At 43.6% G+C, this 16,080-nt stretch carries 12 protein-coding genes; 3 read left to right on the top strand and 9 right to left on the bottom strand.

The annotated features are described in order from the left end of the window. Positions 1-48: 48 nt before the first annotated feature. From KJB35_RS22935 to yccS, 3 genes are all read right to left on the bottom strand, one after another. Entirely contained in the window at positions 49-351 is a 303-nt protein-coding gene (locus KJB35_RS22935; protein WP_017635368.1) for a hypothetical protein, read from the bottom strand. 80 nt (positions 352-431) lie between these two features. Then, positions 432-662 carry a hypothetical protein gene (locus KJB35_RS22930; RefSeq protein ID WP_005376575.1) on the bottom strand — a complete coding sequence of 77 codons (231 nt, stop codon included), beginning with the start codon at positions 660-662 and terminating at the stop codon, positions 432-434. A 189-nt stretch (positions 663-851) separates the two neighbouring features. Further along, positions 852-3,005 (bottom strand): YccS family putative transporter, encoded by a 2,154-nt coding sequence (gene yccS / locus KJB35_RS22925; RefSeq protein WP_033906473.1) that lies wholly within the window; start codon positions 3,003-3,005, stop codon positions 852-854. A 324-nt stretch (positions 3,006-3,329) separates the two neighbouring features. On the opposite strand from yccS, the gene helD reads away from it, so the two are divergent. Beyond that, the gene (gene helD, locus KJB35_RS22920) at positions 3,330-5,399 is read left to right on the top strand and encodes a DNA helicase IV (RefSeq protein ID WP_033906474.1); all 2,070 of its coding nucleotides are present in this window, start codon (positions 3,330-3,332) and stop codon (positions 5,397-5,399) included. Positions 5,400-5,476: 77 nt separating this feature from the next. Here the strand turns inward: helD and KJB35_RS22915 are convergent, their stop codons facing one another. Together KJB35_RS22915 and torT are read right to left on the bottom strand one after the other, a co-directional pair. Continuing rightward, positions 5,477-5,932, bottom strand: coding sequence for a methylglyoxal synthase (locus tag KJB35_RS22915; RefSeq protein WP_005376571.1), 456 nt, complete (start codon positions 5,930-5,932; stop codon positions 5,477-5,479). 64 nt (positions 5,933-5,996) lie between these two features. After that, positions 5,997-7,046: a TMAO reductase system periplasmic protein TorT gene (torT, locus tag KJB35_RS22910; protein ID WP_285358068.1), complete on the bottom strand. Its 1,050-nt coding sequence runs from the start codon at positions 7,044-7,046 to the stop codon at positions 5,997-5,999. Between the two features lie 43 nt (positions 7,047-7,089). Between torT and torS the strand changes: the two genes are divergently transcribed. Then, positions 7,090-10,053 carry a TMAO reductase system sensor histidine kinase/response regulator TorS gene (gene torS / locus KJB35_RS22905; RefSeq protein WP_064369292.1) on the top strand — a complete coding sequence of 988 codons (2,964 nt, stop codon included), beginning with the start codon at positions 7,090-7,092 and terminating at the stop codon, positions 10,051-10,053. Between the two features lie 50 nt (positions 10,054-10,103). Here the strand turns inward: torS and KJB35_RS22900 are convergent, their stop codons facing one another. From KJB35_RS22900 to KJB35_RS22890, 3 genes are all read right to left on the bottom strand, one after another. Continuing rightward, a complete protein-coding gene (locus KJB35_RS22900; RefSeq protein WP_005376565.1) occupies positions 10,104-10,295 on the bottom strand; it encodes a hypothetical protein in 192 nt (63 codons plus the stop codon). A gap of 18 nt (positions 10,296-10,313) precedes the next feature. Next, positions 10,314-12,668: a fatty acid cis/trans isomerase gene (locus KJB35_RS22895; RefSeq protein ID WP_054701750.1), complete on the bottom strand. Its 2,355-nt coding sequence runs from the start codon at positions 12,666-12,668 to the stop codon at positions 10,314-10,316. Positions 12,669-12,748: 80 nt separating this feature from the next. Beyond that, positions 12,749-13,135 carry a winged helix-turn-helix domain-containing protein gene (locus tag KJB35_RS22890; RefSeq protein ID WP_005376561.1) on the bottom strand — a complete coding sequence of 129 codons (387 nt, stop codon included), beginning with the start codon at positions 13,133-13,135 and terminating at the stop codon, positions 12,749-12,751. Between the two features lie 306 nt (positions 13,136-13,441). Here KJB35_RS22890 and KJB35_RS22885 point away from each other — a divergent pair, with 306 nt between their 5' ends. Beyond that, positions 13,442-14,989, top strand: coding sequence for an arylsulfatase (locus KJB35_RS22885; RefSeq protein WP_005376560.1), 1,548 nt, complete (start codon positions 13,442-13,444; stop codon positions 14,987-14,989). Between the two features lie 135 nt (positions 14,990-15,124). Here the strand turns inward: KJB35_RS22885 and KJB35_RS22880 are convergent, their stop codons facing one another. Further along, positions 15,125-15,982 carry a LysR family transcriptional regulator gene (locus KJB35_RS22880; protein WP_025767859.1) on the bottom strand — a complete coding sequence of 286 codons (858 nt, stop codon included), beginning with the start codon at positions 15,980-15,982 and terminating at the stop codon, positions 15,125-15,127. Between the last annotated feature and the right edge of the window lie 98 nt (positions 15,983-16,080).

Below are 16,080 nucleotides of genomic sequence, written 5' to 3'. Positions count from 1 at the left end.
ATAGTGATAGTTGGAAATTAAAATAGCGATAATTTGACGTTAAATCGCCTAAACGTGGATGTCTAGCAAGCTGCCAATGATTTCATTGTTTTTCTCTATGACAGACGCGCCAACTCGGTTATAACCAGCGGCTTGTGCTAGGTTGATGAGAGATTCAACTTTTTGAGAGGGAAGGCTAGGTGTTGAGGCTGTTATTGCGACATCCGCAACCGCAGCTAAATCGATGTTGTGATCAGAAAGCTCTTCTTTTACCTTACTTACATTATTGTAAATGCCATGTGCAGCTTTCTCGGCCATTTGTTGTGACATCTGAACGATGTGGTGTCCAGATTGAATTCCTGATACAGGCATATCACTACTCCCAACATTATGATAGTGAGAGCATAGGTGGAGTTTATAAAACGTTCAAGTGTTTTATATCAATGACTTGATTAGGCAAACAGTTTGGCAAGCATTTCTCTTTCTTCACCAGATAGAACCGGTTTTTGCGCTTTATTTAGTTTCACGCTGATCTCACCTTGTAATGACTTTAACTGACTTGCCGTTAAATCACTGAGCTTTTGTTTAAGTTCATTAAATTGTTGTGCGTTCATCTCAATACCTTCGTCGTGATTCGGTTTATCCGTCGTTGCCCGAAATTCTTCATCCTTTGGATACAACATATTTATTCAACCAAAATAGATTAGAATTTGATCGATTGCTTTTTGTCCGAATATTGTCAAGGTGTGTTAAGTGATACGTCAGATTTTTCCTAAGAAGGTACATAATTACCCACTTTGGGGTAGATGGAAGCGTAAAAAGAAAAAGGGAAGCGATATAGCGCTTCCCTCTTACATATGGTTTGAATGTTACTAACTTACCCTGACGGCAAACTTACTAGCAAGTGAATGAAGCTCTGGGAGCATGCGATAGATAAGATGAAGTTGCTGCAATACCATGCGGGCAGAGCTGTCGTCTTCATCGCGCCATTCGTTTAAGCGTTGCTCGAGTCCAGCATCATCAATATTAGATAGGTCACACTCCTCACAATGCTGGTGAAGCTGTTTATGAAGTACATCCAGATGCTGATGAATACAACGGTGAGCATCTAAAACGAGTTTATGAATTGACTCATCTTCGATGCGAGTTCTGTGCGCGCCTAATGCAGAAATATAGTTCAACATTGCGTGATTTAACGTTAGGAAGCGAAAACTTTCATCAACAGCTGCGCGATATTTGCCAGGCTCCGCCAGCATCGTACTAATCGCAGAAGAGAGTGAGGCATCATTATTATGGGCCTGGCGGCGAGCGATACGGTAGCTCAAATTGTCTTTCTTGCCGATTCTATACTGACCAATGATCTGATCGAGATACTGCTTGTTCGCCTCTATCGCATCCGACATAACTTTGTGAAGCCTTCTCGACTGCCAGTCGGGCAAAATAACTAATACTGCTCCTACTGCAAGCACACACCCGATGAGGGTATCTGCTAGTCGAGGAAGGACAACTGCGTAACCTTCACCTAGTTGATTAAATAAGAAGAGGACGAGCAGTGTAATAAAACCAGTCGCGTACCCATAGTTGTTCATCCGGAAGGCGAAAAACATCACACCAGAGATAACGATAAATACTAACTGGCTTTCTTGAGAAGGGAAAAAAGTCAGCAATGGTACACCAATCAACAAACCAGCTAATGTACCTATTACTCTTGCCGTCAATTTTTGGCGAGTGGCACTGTAGTTCGGTTGGCATACGAATAAAGTGGTTAAGAGTATCCAGTAACCTCGGTCGATGTTGAATATTTGAATGATTCCATAGCCAATCGTTAAGGCAATTGACATACGTAATGCATGCCGAAACAGCATCGAATCTTTGTGTAAATTTGCTGATATACGCTGCCACATCGCTTTTAGCGTGTGTGGGTTGGTATCGGCGAGGGTATCTTCTTCGAGGCCTTCAACATCTGGGTTGTTAATGTTATTAAGTTGTTTTTCTACCGTCGCTAAGTTATTGAATAAATATGTTAACTGCATCAGCAGACGTTTCCAGTGCCCTTGCTTTTGTTCTTCTAGATAAGCAAGAGAGTTTTGTACTTCAGCTAATGCCAGAATAGATTGATCGGTATGGGAGTATTCATTTCCTAGCTGAATGGCTAGTGCAATATCACGACACGCTTGGGCTTGAGACTCCAAAAGATATTTAAAACGAAACAGCACATCAGAACGTTCAAATTCGGTCGCTAAATCCTGATAGCGATAATGGCTAGAACTGACGCGTTCGTGAATGTCTTGAGCGATGAAATAAATATTTAAAAATCGGTCACTAGGCCCATCAATGTGACCCCGTTTCGATCGGTTAAGTAATGTGGTTTTACAAGCGTTTAGTGCCGTAACCGTGGCAGCATTGCATTTTGCAGCTTCAATCCGCAGCGGTTGTGGCGTCAAGTTGGTCACAGGGTGAAAAAGCTTGGCTTTCGCATCAAGATAATTCGCCATTTGGAAGAACACATTGGCTAAGCTTTGTTGCACCGGTTGAAGAGGCCAAAATATCTGCCAAATCATGGACATGAAGTAATACCAGGCGGCACCAGTTAAAAGCAGTAGTGGCTGAAACCAAATGTTGGTGCTTTCATGTGCGCCAAGCATAGTATAAATAGCGATCAGCAACGAACCAAAAGCAATACTCGCGTACTTAGGACCTATCGCTCCAAGAATGATGAAGCCGAAGGTTGAGATAAATAATCCCAACGCAAAAGCCCAAGGGGTATCGAACAAGATTTCAATTGAAAAAGCAGCAAGCGCAAAACAGAGAAAGGTGAGAGTCAGAGCCTTGATGCGTCCAGTGAAACTGTCATCACTTTCAGCCAAAGCAGCAGCAATAACACCTAATATTAATGGCGTTATCAGCGTGTTTTGCTCGAAGTACCAAGTTGGGATAACCACACCCAGTAAGGTAATAAGGATAAGAACGCTGTAATTTATCGTCTTGTTTGCCCAATATAGCCGAAATTTAGAAGTTGCTTGCACAATGCGCCTTATGTTTCCGATGAAGAACAGGGGGAATACTACCAGACCCACTATAGCGCGTTTATGATTTACTTTAAGAAAAATTCGTGGTTGTTGATAAAATCAGCAGGGATGTCATCGACTTATATTAAAACTGCCAGGTCATGTATTGAGGATTGTAAAGCCAGCTTCAAATAACCTCAGCTTTAGGTTATTAAATCGACAGTAATGTGAATTTTATTAAAGAATAGAAGAAGAAGCTTACTTAGGAGCTCGCCGTTGCTACAATTTAGCGCCTTAAAATGATATAAATCGACAACTTCTAAACTAAAAGGCGCACGTTTCATGCAGCTTACTGCCACTAGCAAAGCACAGTTTTTTATTCAAAATGAGTACCATCACGTCGAAATAAAAGAGAACAGTGTTTTATTAAGCTCGATAGGCAGTGAAGAACATATTCCTTTTACGATCTGGAATGGCAAAGTTAGCGTAAAGCGTGGGTTATTATGGAGCTCTTTACAGTTTTTTGCTCATGAACACGAAGGCAAACAACAAAGCTGGCTAGTCCAAGGTTTACCGTGGCCACAATGCCGAAAGTTCGCGCTTGAGGCCGTTCGTCAATATCAAGAGTGGCACAACACTCAGTGCCGAAAACTGGCTGAGTATCTACCTAAGTGGGAAGAAGAGCTTTACAAACTAAAGCACTTGCCTGCTTACTTATCGCATTCTCAAGTGGTCTCCTGGGTTGAAAGCCTTAACCAAGAGTTAAGCGAGATGAAAACCACCCTAGAAGAAGCCAAAATGCGAATGCCGAATCGTATGTCGCAAATAGAGCCTTGGCTCATTGATACCTCTGAGGCGCTTGGTGAGCGTAATCGCGATTGGCTAGAAGCAGAACGTCCAAATTGGGAAGTGCTGTTTAATCAAATTGAATCCTCTCCTTTGAATTTATCCCAGCAATATGCGGTATTGCTCAACGACGACCACAACTTAGTTCTTGCTGGGGCCGGCTCGGGCAAAACCAGCGTTTTAACCGCACGAGTTGCCTATTTGTTGCAAAGCCATCAAGCTCAAGCAGAAGAGCTTCTCATGTTAGCGTTCGGTCGTGATGCGGCGACTGAAATGAAAGAACGCTTAGTAGATAAAGTGGGCATGGCGGCAGACGGTGTGCGCGTAAACACATTCCATCAGTTGGGTTTGTATATTCTTAAACAAGTCGAACAGCAACCTGTCGAAATTAGTCCTTTAGCGTTGGACGAAAATCAACGAACAGCATGGTGTGTAGACTGGTTGAAAAAACATTGGATGACACCCACCAACTTTAAACGTTGGCAAAAACATTTAGACAAATGGCCGATTGCGTACCTAAAAGGGGATGATGAGTTAGGAAGCCATTCAGAAAATCCAAAACTGATCGCTTGGCTAGATTCGCAGCTGTCTCATTTAGCGTCGGTAGGGTTGACCAAAAAGCAAGTACAAGAAAAGCTCGTAAACCACCAAGACTATACGCGTTTAAATAGTGAACTCGCCTTATGCTGGCCATGTTTTACAGCGTGGCAGAAAATGCTTAAAGAAAGCAACCAAGTGGATTTCCCAACCATGATCAGTCGTGCGACAGATTATGTGAATAAAGGGAAGTTTGTCTCGCCATGGCGCTTTATTATGGTCGATGAGTATCAAGATATCTCTCCAGATCGTCTGGCATTGATTGAAGCACTGTGTGAATCCACTCAGAAACAAGCAGGTGCCACGTTATTTGCTGTTGGCGACGATTGGCAAGCGATCTATCAGTTTGCAGGAGCGGATGTCGATCTTATCACTGGCTTTAAAGAACGCTTTGCTCACTCTACCGTTCATCACTTAGATACAACTTATCGTTTCAACAATCAGATTGGTGATGTAGCGAATACATTCGTGCAGCAAAACCCATCGCAGTTGCCGAAAACACTAAACAGCCACAAACAACGCAAGCAGAAGAGCGTACATACCGCGCCGAGCAATCAAGTGGAAAAGATCTTGGATCACTTGAATCAGCAAGCCAAGCAAACCAAGTCAGTTTTATTGCTAGGACGTAACCATTACCATAAGCCCGATTTGTTCGACGATTGGTTGCGACGTTTCCCTAATCTCGATATTCGCTTTATGACTTGCCATGCGAGTAAAGGACGCGAAGCTGACTTTGTGATTATTCTTTCTGTGGATGAGGGGCAATTCCCCGCTAAGAAGAAGCAAATTCACATTGATGGTGCGTTGACGGAGTCCAAAGACAAATTCCCTTACGCAGAAGAGCGCAGGCTATTTTACGTGGCGATTACACGTGCGAAAGAGAAGGTTTGGATCACGCATACTGGCGCGGGATCTGCATTCGTTCAAGAGCTCGTTAATGGTGACTATCCCATCGTGACTTCCCGTTAAATGCAACGTTTAGAATGTTAAAAACAGCAAGGGCGATACTTGGTATCGCCCTTGCTTTATTTGGTTGGCATCAAAGCTTACATGCGCTCAGCAAGATAGGCTTCGTAATCCGGTACTTCGATGTCTACTTCTTGCTCAAGAAGAGGGGAGTTAAACAGGAACTTAGCTGTGGCTCGGTTCGTTGCTACAGGAATATTCCAAACACTAGCAATACGAAGAAGCGCTTTAACATCTGGGTCGTGAGGTACGGCATTCAGTGGATCCCAAAAGAAAACGAGAACGTCGATTTTGCCTTCTGAAATGAGAGCGCCTAGTTGTTGATCACCGCCCATCGGACCACTGATCATGCTCTTGATCGCAAGTCCAGTTTCTTTACTCAGCATGTGTCCTGTCGTGCCAGTTGCGTAAAGGAAGTGACTCTGTAGCTTTTCTTTGTTTTCTTTTACCCAGCGAAGTAGCTCAGGTTTGCAGTTGTCGTGAGCGACCAAAGCCACATGTTTATGGGTTGGCATGGTACGAATGGTTTTTTGCATCAAGATGTTTCCGTTTGTATGATTTTAAAATTGTTGTGACTCAATAGAACACGTTTTTGGTCTTTCAATCAACAGCCTTAACACGGAATGTCGGCCTATATTCTGACGGAGATAACGATTCTTCGATCGTGTCGTCATGAAGCGTCTTCGGAGTCAGTGGTTTGATGGTTGGTGAGGCATGTTTGTCATAAGCTTCACCTCTTAAGTAATGCGTTGCTTGCATCACGGAAAGCCGACCTTGCTGCACCATTTTATCTGTTGGTGCGAAGAGTACTTTGTTACGTAACAGGCCTCGATATACACCATGACTTAAGTACACAGAAACTAAACCGATCTCCTCAGCTTTGCCGGCACTGCGCAGCTCACTGATGGCCGCTTCAATCGCCACTGCACTGCCAACAATGTAATCTATATTTCCCATATCGATCACACGTTGAACTAGGTTACGTTGTAACTCCTTGTCGTTGTCTGCCCAAAATGAGTCAACAATGTTGATATCACTTCCTTGTATCGCTTCATAAAATCCGGCAGTAACGGGTTTCGTACCACCACGAGTTCGCGGCCCCAAAAGTAAGGCAATGTTGGTTTTTCCTGACCCCTTTGGATGGCGAGCTGCCAAATATTGACCCGCTTCGTATCCCATCCAATGCCAGTCAACACCGACAGTCCCTTTTAGCAACTCACTTTGTTCTTCATCCAAGTCGAGTTGGTTCACAGTAGCAAAAACGGGAGTATTCCCCACCCAATTTTTAAGTGAATGCTCGTAAGCCTGTGGGTCCACGGTCCCAAGGATAACCGCATCTGCTCCCCATTGGTTACACAGTGCGAGTTGTTGTTCTTGACGGGTTTTGTTTGGGTAGCCGCCCGCTTCAAGGACTCGTAGCTCGACACCTTCTCTTTTCGCTTCGGACACCATTCCATAGTTTACTGACAACCAGTATGAATCCTTTAGGTGAGGGTATATTGCACATACTTTCTCTGCGGCAACCGCTGGCAAAGAAGCAACTAGGGTTAAAGTGGCTGCAGAATGTTTGAAAAATGTGCGAAATGCGTGTTGATTTTTAACCATGAAATGAAGTTCGTTGGCATAGATTAAGTAAACACTGCAAAATATAACGTAATATGTCGCTGAACACGAACATTAAGGTCATGAAAATATGCTGCTAGCAACTGCAAGCATCGGTCGTAAACTTTTGTTGTCTTTCATTGCGATGGCAATACTGGTCATGTTATCGGCACTTATTGGTGTGTCTGGATTTTCTTTGGTTGCCAAAACCGAAAGAAATGTCGTGGATTCTGCGATTCCCGCCATGATTGAGGCGAGGCAAGTCTCTGAGTTGAGTACTCGTATTATTTCGTCTGTACAAATGTTGTCGAACGCAAGAAACGAGCAGGAAAGAAAGGAGTCAGGGCGAGTGCTGTTCGAACAGCTCGAGTCTTTACTCACTCACATCAAGGAGCTCGGGAGTGAGTCGTTCGATTCTCAATTGTTAGAAGCTTTAGAGAATAACGTCCAGAACGTTATCGACAATTTGGCAGAACTCGGTGTTTCGGTTGAAAAAAAGCTGTGGCTTGCAAAAGAGATAGATACTCGTGTTGAAGAAATGCGTCTGCTCAGTGAAGAGCTAGAACAACTAACTCGTACGCAAGTTCAGAATACAAGCACCATTGCTGTTGCTAACGTCACGCATATTTATGACTTATTAGAATCGAATAAAAAATCGCAAGTTTATCAGGCGCTAGATGCACTGGTGGAGGTCGATCTTGATCTGACTGAGCGATTGCATGAACTGCACTTGTTGGCCTTTAAAATGTTGAATCAGATTGAAGAGGCTCGGACATTAACGAATATTGAGCGAATTCAACAGGTTCAAAGTGATTTCGATAGCAACCTCAAAATCATGCAACGCCGTGTACTCGCTGTGGAAGATCCTACGCGCTCTAAGCAAATGAGCCAACTGCTCATAGAGCTTGGTAAGCGTCAGGTCGTATTTTCTATACTGATGCAGCAATACGAGAATAACGAACAGTCACAACAACTGATGCAAAAGACATTAGAGTTGTTCTCAGAGCTTAATGGCACGGTCAACAAATTGGTTGATGATTCAAACAAAACCACTACCGTCGCTGTAGACCAATTGACCAGCACACTGAAATTCGCTCAGTGGTCTTTAACCGTTATTTCAATTGTTGGTTTGATTGTATTGGTGCTGATTTTATGGCGTGTGGTGTACCTTTCTGTTGTGAAGCGGTTAGCTGAATATTCCGCTGCGTTGCTGTCTGTGGCGCAGGGTAACTTAGCGGTTGAGTTGGAAGTGAAAGGCAAAGATGAGTTGGCGCATATGGGGCAGGCCATCATCACGGCTCGTAATACCGCGCAAGCACTAAAAGTGGTAGCAGAGGGTGAAGCTCAAGCCAAGCGAGAGCTTGAGGAGCATAAAGAGCATTTAGAAGAGCTCGTTGAGCAGCGCACTTCGCAGTTAAAACAAGCAAACCGCCGTTTGAATGAAGAGGTTTTGAATCACGCTAAAGCTCGCAAGCAAGCAGAGCAAGCGAGCCGAGCAAAATCGGCATTCTTGGCGACGATGAGCCATGAGATAAGAACGCCAATGAACGGAGTGTTGGGGACAGCACGCTTGTTGATTGACTCAGGCCTCAACCCAATTCAAAAGCGTTATGCGGAAATCATTAATCGTAGTGGTAAAACGTTGCTCGCGATCCTTAATGATGTACTGGATTACTCCAAGATTGAAGCGGGGCATTTAGAAATTCGTCACATGGGCTTTGATTTACACCAAATGGTGGAGGACACTTTCCAGTTAATGAACAGTCGAGCACAAGAGAAGAAGCTGCTGTTCTCCTACCATATTGAAAGTGATGTTAGTCGCTACTGGAAAGGGGATGTCACCAGAATCAGTCAGGTGCTGAACAATCTTGTTGGTAACGCGATTAAGTTCACTGACGAAGGAGAAATTGATATCTACGTTAGCCTGAACCCAGAGGACGAGTCGCAAGTCCTATTTGAAGTATCAGACACTGGAATAGGAATTGCCAAAAAATACCAGAGAACGTTGTTTGATGCCTTCACGCAAGCTGAAGGTGGGATGAGCCAAACTGGAGGCACGGGGCTTGGACTTGCTATCAGTAAGCGAATCATTGAAGCGATGGGCGGTGTTTTAGAAGTCGATTCCGAAGAGGGAAATGGTAGCCGATTCTGGTTCTCTATTCCGTTAGAGGAAAGCGAACCTGTTGAAACAGGAACCGTGGCAACCGCACGTTGCAAAGTGAAAGCAAAGGTCTTGCTGGTAGAAGATAATGAAGTCAACCGAGTGGTCGCGGAAGGTTTTCTAGAAAGCATGGGGCATCAAGTCGTGATGGCAGAAAACGGCTCACAAGCAGAGCAACTGATCAGCACACAAGATTTTGATATCGCTTTGGTCGACATCAACCTCCCTGATTGTGATGGAACTGAGTTGATCCAACGCTTAAAGCGGATTGAGTGTGATAAGCCGGCCAATAAAGCGCTTGCCGTCACGCCAATGATTGCAGTGTCTGCGCACGTTTTTGCGGAAGAAGTTGAGCGCTATCTAGCCGCTGGTTTTGACGGATACTTGCCTAAGCCATTGGCAAAAGAGGCACTCGCGGCATTGATTCAGGATGCGCTAGACGGAAAGCCGTTGTTGTTGCCACAAAATGCCGACTGTACCCCGTTTGATCAAATTTCGCCTCAAGAACAAGAGCTACAATTAAAGGTCGTTCAAGCACCTAAAACAAAGGAACCCGATGTGGTTATCATTAATCCGAGCGTGATTGAGTCCGATATGAAAATCTTGGGCAGAGATAAGATGTTGCACATTATTAATCTGTTTAGAGCCACCAGCACCGATGTATTAAGCAAGCTGCAAGCGTCTGCTGAGGACAATGATAGTAAAGAAGTAAAGAACCTTGCCCATAAATTAAAGGGCAGTGCAGGAAGTTTAGGACTAACTGCGCTAATGAACGCTTGCCAAGCAATTGAAGCCGCGCCTCAACCTCTAGATACCTATAATGCGACTAAAGATGATTTAGTTTCTCAAGTGTCTGCATCAATTCAAGCTCTGGATGAGTTAATGGCGAAGTAATCCATCGAGCATTGAAAATAAAAAAACCTCCGGCTTTCCGGAGGTTTTTTCTATTCGGTCATGTCATCTTCCCACTCGAATCGAGTGTCTAGGGCATAAGGGTCATCATCAAAAGGATGTTCCACTTTGCCACGTAAGTATTCGAGTTGATGCTCAAGCATATTGACCGTTTCGTAGTCTCCCTCAGAACAAGCAACGTAAATCTGTTGTTCAAGAGCGGCAATGTTATCTCGGATACCCATGAGAACCCCCTTAAATCATCATCGATTCTCAAAACGATTATAGTCAAGTAATCCAAATTCGATCGGTTGTTTTGTACGGTACCAATTGTGTAAACGATCGCTAAATGACCAGAATTTTTCTGAGCTTCTACGAATCGCAAAATTATCCAATAACTTAACGTAATCGGACTCGTTTTGGATGGCACTAAATTGATCGACAAAATCTTTTACTTGGTTTTCGTTGATCGAGAAAAATGCCGCAGGGTAGCTTCCCACAACGCCGCGTACAATGGTCATATCATCGTTAGCAAAGTCACGGTTACTTTCTTCATCAAACAAGCTAGAGATGTTTGTGTGTGCATTGTTGTGAAGTAAGGTGAACAGTTCATCTTCCCCTGATTGACTTCTCACCATAAGCATAGTGATTTGCGGAACGGTTTTTAGGCCTTCACCACGAACGTGGTCAATACGTTTTAGTTGCTTTTCACTACTCGCAGAAAGAGCCGTGTCTTGAATTTCGTAGCGAGGCAGAAGCACATCTGAAACATGTTCGCTCAACAACTCCACCAACTCCGTTTTTGGATCGTCACTCTTATACTGAACGCTGGTTGGTTGGTTAAACGGCTTCACATTTCGTTGTAAAAAGTCACTCAACTGCGGGCTTTGATCTTTATACCAGCTAGATTGAAGTTCATGGCGCATATCGGTGGGTAACAACGAGATAAAGTTACTTTCGCCTTCTAGACGCAAGAAGTCCATAAACATTCGTGTCATGAGCTGATGGCCGAAGTTACCGTAAACGTCAAACCCAGCAACAAGCAAATAGTGGATACGCTCTAGTAGCGCGTAGTCAAGAATCCACACTGTTTTAGGCTGCTCACCAACTAACCCTTGAACAACAGAAGCACTATCAAAATGGCGGAATATCGTTAATGCCGCATTATGGTTGGTGCCATTACCATCCCAAATTACATCGGTGGATAGGTTTTCACCTTCTTTAAACCAGTTATTAGTGAACTCAGATTTAGCCTCTAGGTAGCGAGCTTGTTGACGCGCGTACTTGACCCAGTTGGTAACAGGTAGCGTGTTACTTTCTTGCTCTGCCGGTAGTTTTAGATTATCAGCCTGAGATCGGTAAAACTCATTTACTTCTGGGATGTCTGCTTTATCTGGATCAAGGAAAAACACCCAAAAGCGATCATTGATAACATTCAATGCCAGTTGGCCACGACAAACTGGGCCTTTGATGTATGCCATTATTGTATTTTGTGCATTATCTAGCATGAACTTAAAGCGCGACTTCACTGGAAGGTCGATGAATGATGTCATCGGGTTTGCAGCAACTTCTGGTTCATAACTCGGTAGCTGACTAACCATGTAATCAGCATCAATAAACCAAGTTTTCCAGTTCTCTATGCGTTGCTTGTTTAACGCGAATGGCATGTGAGTTTTATCTACTATGGTCCCTTGCTCTGGAATAATTCGATAAAACACACGTTCAACCCCTGGATCATCGTACGGGCGACGCGTTGAAATACGTTTGACGGGCTGTCCTGGTGGTGTAGCAGAGCGGACGAGCGTGAAGAATCGGGGATCTTCATCGAGTTCCGAAAAGTAGAGATGAGATAAAAATAAATGCTCATATATATACCTAGCCATCAGCTGATTTTTCAAATCAGAGTGGTTAAGTAATGCTTCGTACTTATCTATTTGCGCTTGCTCTTTCTCACTAACAGGTCGGTGAACGTTCATTATTGCGCCGTTTTCCAACCAAGTCATGAGTGTGTGGTATTCACTGTTTGATAGGTTTGGCATACCAAAAGGCATTCCCCAGGTCGGGTTATCCTTTTCGTATTGCTCGTATTCTTCAATCGTCGGACAGGTTTGCTCTCGGTCTATCGAAAAGTCAAAGCCTTCTAACTGGACTTGGTCAGGCAATGGGTGGCGCTCTTTTTGTTGTAGCAAACGTGCGATAAGGCCTGCATCAATGTTGGCTGCCATGCTTTGATCACGTTCGTTGAGAACCGGATGAAAACCCGCATCGCGCCACTCTTGGGTTGTTTCTGCATCTTCGAATAAGCGTGTTGGTGCTGCGGCTGTGAGTCTTGTTCCTTCATATACCAGTGCTTTACTCGCACCACGGTCAATGCCCTCAACAGAAGAGAGCTTAAGTTGACATGGTGCATCGTAGCACGCGTGGCAGACGACACAGCGGTTATCCATAATGGGTTTAACTTCGCTTTGGAAGAAGTTTGCTTGAGGGGTTTCCACGTCAACTGTGCGTTCACGCACGAGCTGTGGACCAAACAGTTGGTCATAGTTAAGACCAGCATAGGTTGCACAGCCGGCAAACAAAGTAGCAATGCAAAGTGTAAAAATTAAGCGCAAATTCATTGAGTTATTTTACGTGATTCGAATTTGCATTAATTAAAGCAAAATAAGCGGTCAATTACCAAAAGTTGGGCCAATTAGCGTTAATTTTTCTGTTGATTGTCTGAGCGCTTGAAAATGTAACCCTGGCGGTGGACTGTCTGAATTCTGTCTGTTGGAACGCCTTCGTGAACTAGACGCTTTCTCATTCTGCTCATGTGCATATCGAGTGCTCGATCATGTTCAGTAAATTCACGTTTTAGTACTGTTTCGTAAAGAAAATGCTTACTAAGTACTTGATCTTGATGGTGAGTGAGAGTTTGCAGCAGCTTAAATTGAATGCTTGTTAACTGAACAGATTTCTTGTTTGGCAAGTAATTGAGTACCACAGAGTGAGTGCGCTTATCTAGTAATAGCTCCTCATCATTATGGTGAACGCCGTTGTGTTGGCATTGGGAAGTTTTTCCATTTGAAACCTTGGAGTCAAGCACACGGGTACCTTAATTATTAATAGTAGTAAAACGTATTATCATTAATATTTATATAAAAGCAATCAGGTACTTTATGAGCACTGTGATATGCGTAGACAATCTTAATACTTGAGATTAACAGTAGTGATGAATGGTGCGATGGCGCTCTGAACTAAAGTGCTATTGGAGTGCGTATTAGCTACAAATAACGGTGTAATGTTAGGCGAAGATAGAAAGAATTCTCATTTAGTAAATTCGCTTATCCGCTATTTGTGAACTATACATTCTGTTGCAGGAAGCACTTTTCTAATACACACAGAGGTTTATATGACAGCGAAATATGGCGTTAAACGCCGATTAGCGATTCTTGCCGCCGCTTTAATCGGTGCGACAAGTAGCAGTATCGCAGCAGAGAAACCAAATATTCTCGTCATTTGGGGTGATGATATTGGCCAGTCCAATCTCAGTGCTTACACGTTTGGCTTGATGGGGTACAAAACACCAAATATAGACAGTATCGCCAAAGAAGGCATGATGTTCACTGACTATTACGGTGAGCAATCTTGTACAGCGGGCCGTTCTACTTTCATTACAGGCCAAACCGTTCTTAGAACAGGTTTGAGTAAAGTGGGGCTTCCAGGTGCTGATCTTGGCTTGAAGGAAGAGGACGCAACCATTGCCGAAATGCTGAAGCCGATGGGCTATATGACAGGGCAATTTGGTAAAAACCACTTAGGTGATAAAGATGAGCACCTTCCTACTAATCACGGCTTCGATGAATTTTTTGGCAACCTTTATCACTTGAACGCCGAGGAGGAGCCAGAAAACGTCGATTATCCTAAAGATCCTGAGTTTCGTAAAAAGTTCGGTCCGCGCGGCGTTATCCGTTCGTACGCTGATGGCAAAATTGAGGATACAGGACCTCTAACCCGCAAGCGCATGGAAACCGTGGATGAAGAGACGTTAGATGCGGCACTCGACTTTATGGATCGTGCAGTCAAGGCTGAAAAACCTTTCTTTGTCTGGTGGAACGCAACTCGTATGCACTTCCGTACTCATGTGAAAGAAGAGAACTCTGGAAAAACAGGCATCAGCGAGTATGCAGATGGTATGGTCGAGCATGATAATCATGTAGGTCAGCTGCTGAAAAAAGTGGATGATTTGGGTATTAAAGACAACACAATCGTCTTTTACTCCACCGATAATGGCCCACACATGAACTCGTGGCCAGATGCAGGCACAACGCCATTCCGTGGAGAGAAAAATACCAACTGGGAAGGTGCGTACCGAGTTCCTGCGATGGTACGTTGGCCGGGTAAAATTAAAGCTGGCTCTGTTTCGAATGATATCATGCATCACATGGACTGGATGCCAACGTTCGTTGCTGCCGCGGGTGATGACAATATCAAAGAGAAATTGCTCAAAGGTTATAGTGCGAATGGTAAGAAATTCAAAGTTCACCTAGACGGCTATAACTTCCTACCATATTTGACTGGTAAAGAGGATAAGGCCCCACGTGAAGAAATTTTTTACTTCTCAGATGATGGAGACTTAACTGCACTTCGTTATAACAAATGGAAGCTGGTCTTTATGGAGCAACGAGCAAAAGGCACGTTGCGTATTTGGGCTGAACCATTCACCACACTTCGTGTTCCTAAGATCTTCAACTTGCGTATGGATCCTTACGAAGTGGCTGATATCACTTCTAACACTTACTATGATTGGATGCTAGACCGTGCTTACATGCTTGTTCCTGCGCAAGCTTACGTTGGCAGATTCCTTGAAACGTTTAAAGAGTTCCCACCAAGGCAAAAAGCAGCAAGCTTCTCGCTCGATCAAGTGATGGAGAAACTAAAAGAGAACCCAAATAAGTAAGAAAAGCTAAGTGAAGTTCCACATCTAGAAAGAGGCTCATTAACGTGAGCCTCTTTTTTTATCTGTAAAATTCTATCTATTAAGGTTTGTAGAAAGCTTGATGACGAAAACGCCTAACGCTTCAATTGACAAGATTTATAAACAAATTGGTTCGTAGTGGGCTGCCGTTAAGTTGGCTTTGATTTTTTCACGTAGAGCGATGTGGGCTGGGTTGTTTACCTCTCGCTTATGGTAAACGAACTTGTAAGGGATAGAGCGTATCGAAATGGGGCAGGGCAAAATTTGAAGTTTGAGCGCTTTGCTCCACTTGTTTGCAAAAGATTGAGACACGATCCCTAAACTGTCTCTTTGGGCGACATACAGCGCCATGCCCGCTAGCGAAGATGTGATCAAGTCGACTTTTCTTTCTTGAATTGTTTCCTTTGCTAGTTGCTCGAACCCCGACATGTTGTTCCATTTTCCTGAAAATAAACAGTGAGTTTCCTCATAAAATTGCTCTTTTGTGAGCGTGCCGTGTACACGGGGATGGTTCTCACGACAGATAACCACGGCTTCTTCCTCATAGGCATCTTCAATAATAAACGCTGCATCTTTCGTGATCACCGTATCGATTACTAGATCGACTTTTTGTTGTCTTAACAGCTCAAATAATAGGAATTTTTCGGGTGGTGATTCATAAAAAATAGTGTTCTTTATCGGGTCCATAATGTGCAACAAAATTTCCGAACAACACACTTCAAAATGATTTTTATCAGATATCGCATTGTCAATAATATTAACCGCTTGCTGGAATTGCGGCAGTAATTGATAAGCGGTGGAGGTTAGTGCGATCCCTCGTCCTTTTTTAACGAATAATTGCTTATCTACGACTTGCTCTAAACGCTTTATTGCAGCGCTCACAGCAGGTTGTGTAAGCCCTAATTGTTCCGCGGCTTTTGTATAAGATTGAAACTCCGCAACAACAAGAAAAGTTTGGATCAAATTTAAGTCCATAACGCCACTCATAAATTTAATTTATAGGTTAACTAATTTTGACTGCATTTATCGCCTGAAATTAGTGCTTTATCTTATATCAACAATGGTATTGAAAA

Source organism: Vibrio sp. D431a (genome assembly GCF_030248655.1).
Taxonomy (GTDB): domain Bacteria; phylum Pseudomonadota; class Gammaproteobacteria; order Enterobacterales; family Vibrionaceae; genus Vibrio; species Vibrio alginolyticus.
Note: the sequence above shows the minus strand (reverse complement) of the source record. Positions and strands in the feature narration are given on the sequence as shown.

Coding starts and splice junctions, on each gene's coding strand:
- KJB35_RS22935 (WP_017635368.1), bottom strand. CDS start 351: ATGCCTGTATCAGGAATTCAATCTGGACACCACATCGTTCAGATGTCA.
- KJB35_RS22930 (WP_005376575.1), bottom strand. CDS start 662: ATGTTGTATCCAAAGGATGAAGAATTTCGGGCAACGACGGATAAACCG.
- helD (WP_033906474.1), top strand. CDS start 3,330: ATGCAGCTTACTGCCACTAGCAAAGCACAGTTTTTTATTCAAAATGAG.
- KJB35_RS22915 (WP_005376571.1), bottom strand. CDS start 5,932: ATGCAAAAAACCATTCGTACCATGCCAACCCATAAACATGTGGCTTTG.
- torS (WP_064369292.1), top strand. CDS start 7,090: ATGCTGCTAGCAACTGCAAGCATCGGTCGTAAACTTTTGTTGTCTTTC.
- KJB35_RS22900 (WP_005376565.1), bottom strand. CDS start 10,295: ATGGGTATCCGAGATAACATTGCCGCTCTTGAACAACAGATTTACGTT.
- KJB35_RS22895 (WP_054701750.1), bottom strand. CDS start 12,668: ATGAATTTGCGCTTAATTTTTACACTTTGCATTGCTACTTTGTTTGCC.
- KJB35_RS22885 (WP_005376560.1), top strand. CDS start 13,442: ATGACAGCGAAATATGGCGTTAAACGCCGATTAGCGATTCTTGCCGCC.
- KJB35_RS22880 (WP_025767859.1), bottom strand. CDS start 15,982: ATGGACTTAAATTTGATCCAAACTTTTCTTGTTGTTGCGGAGTTTCAA.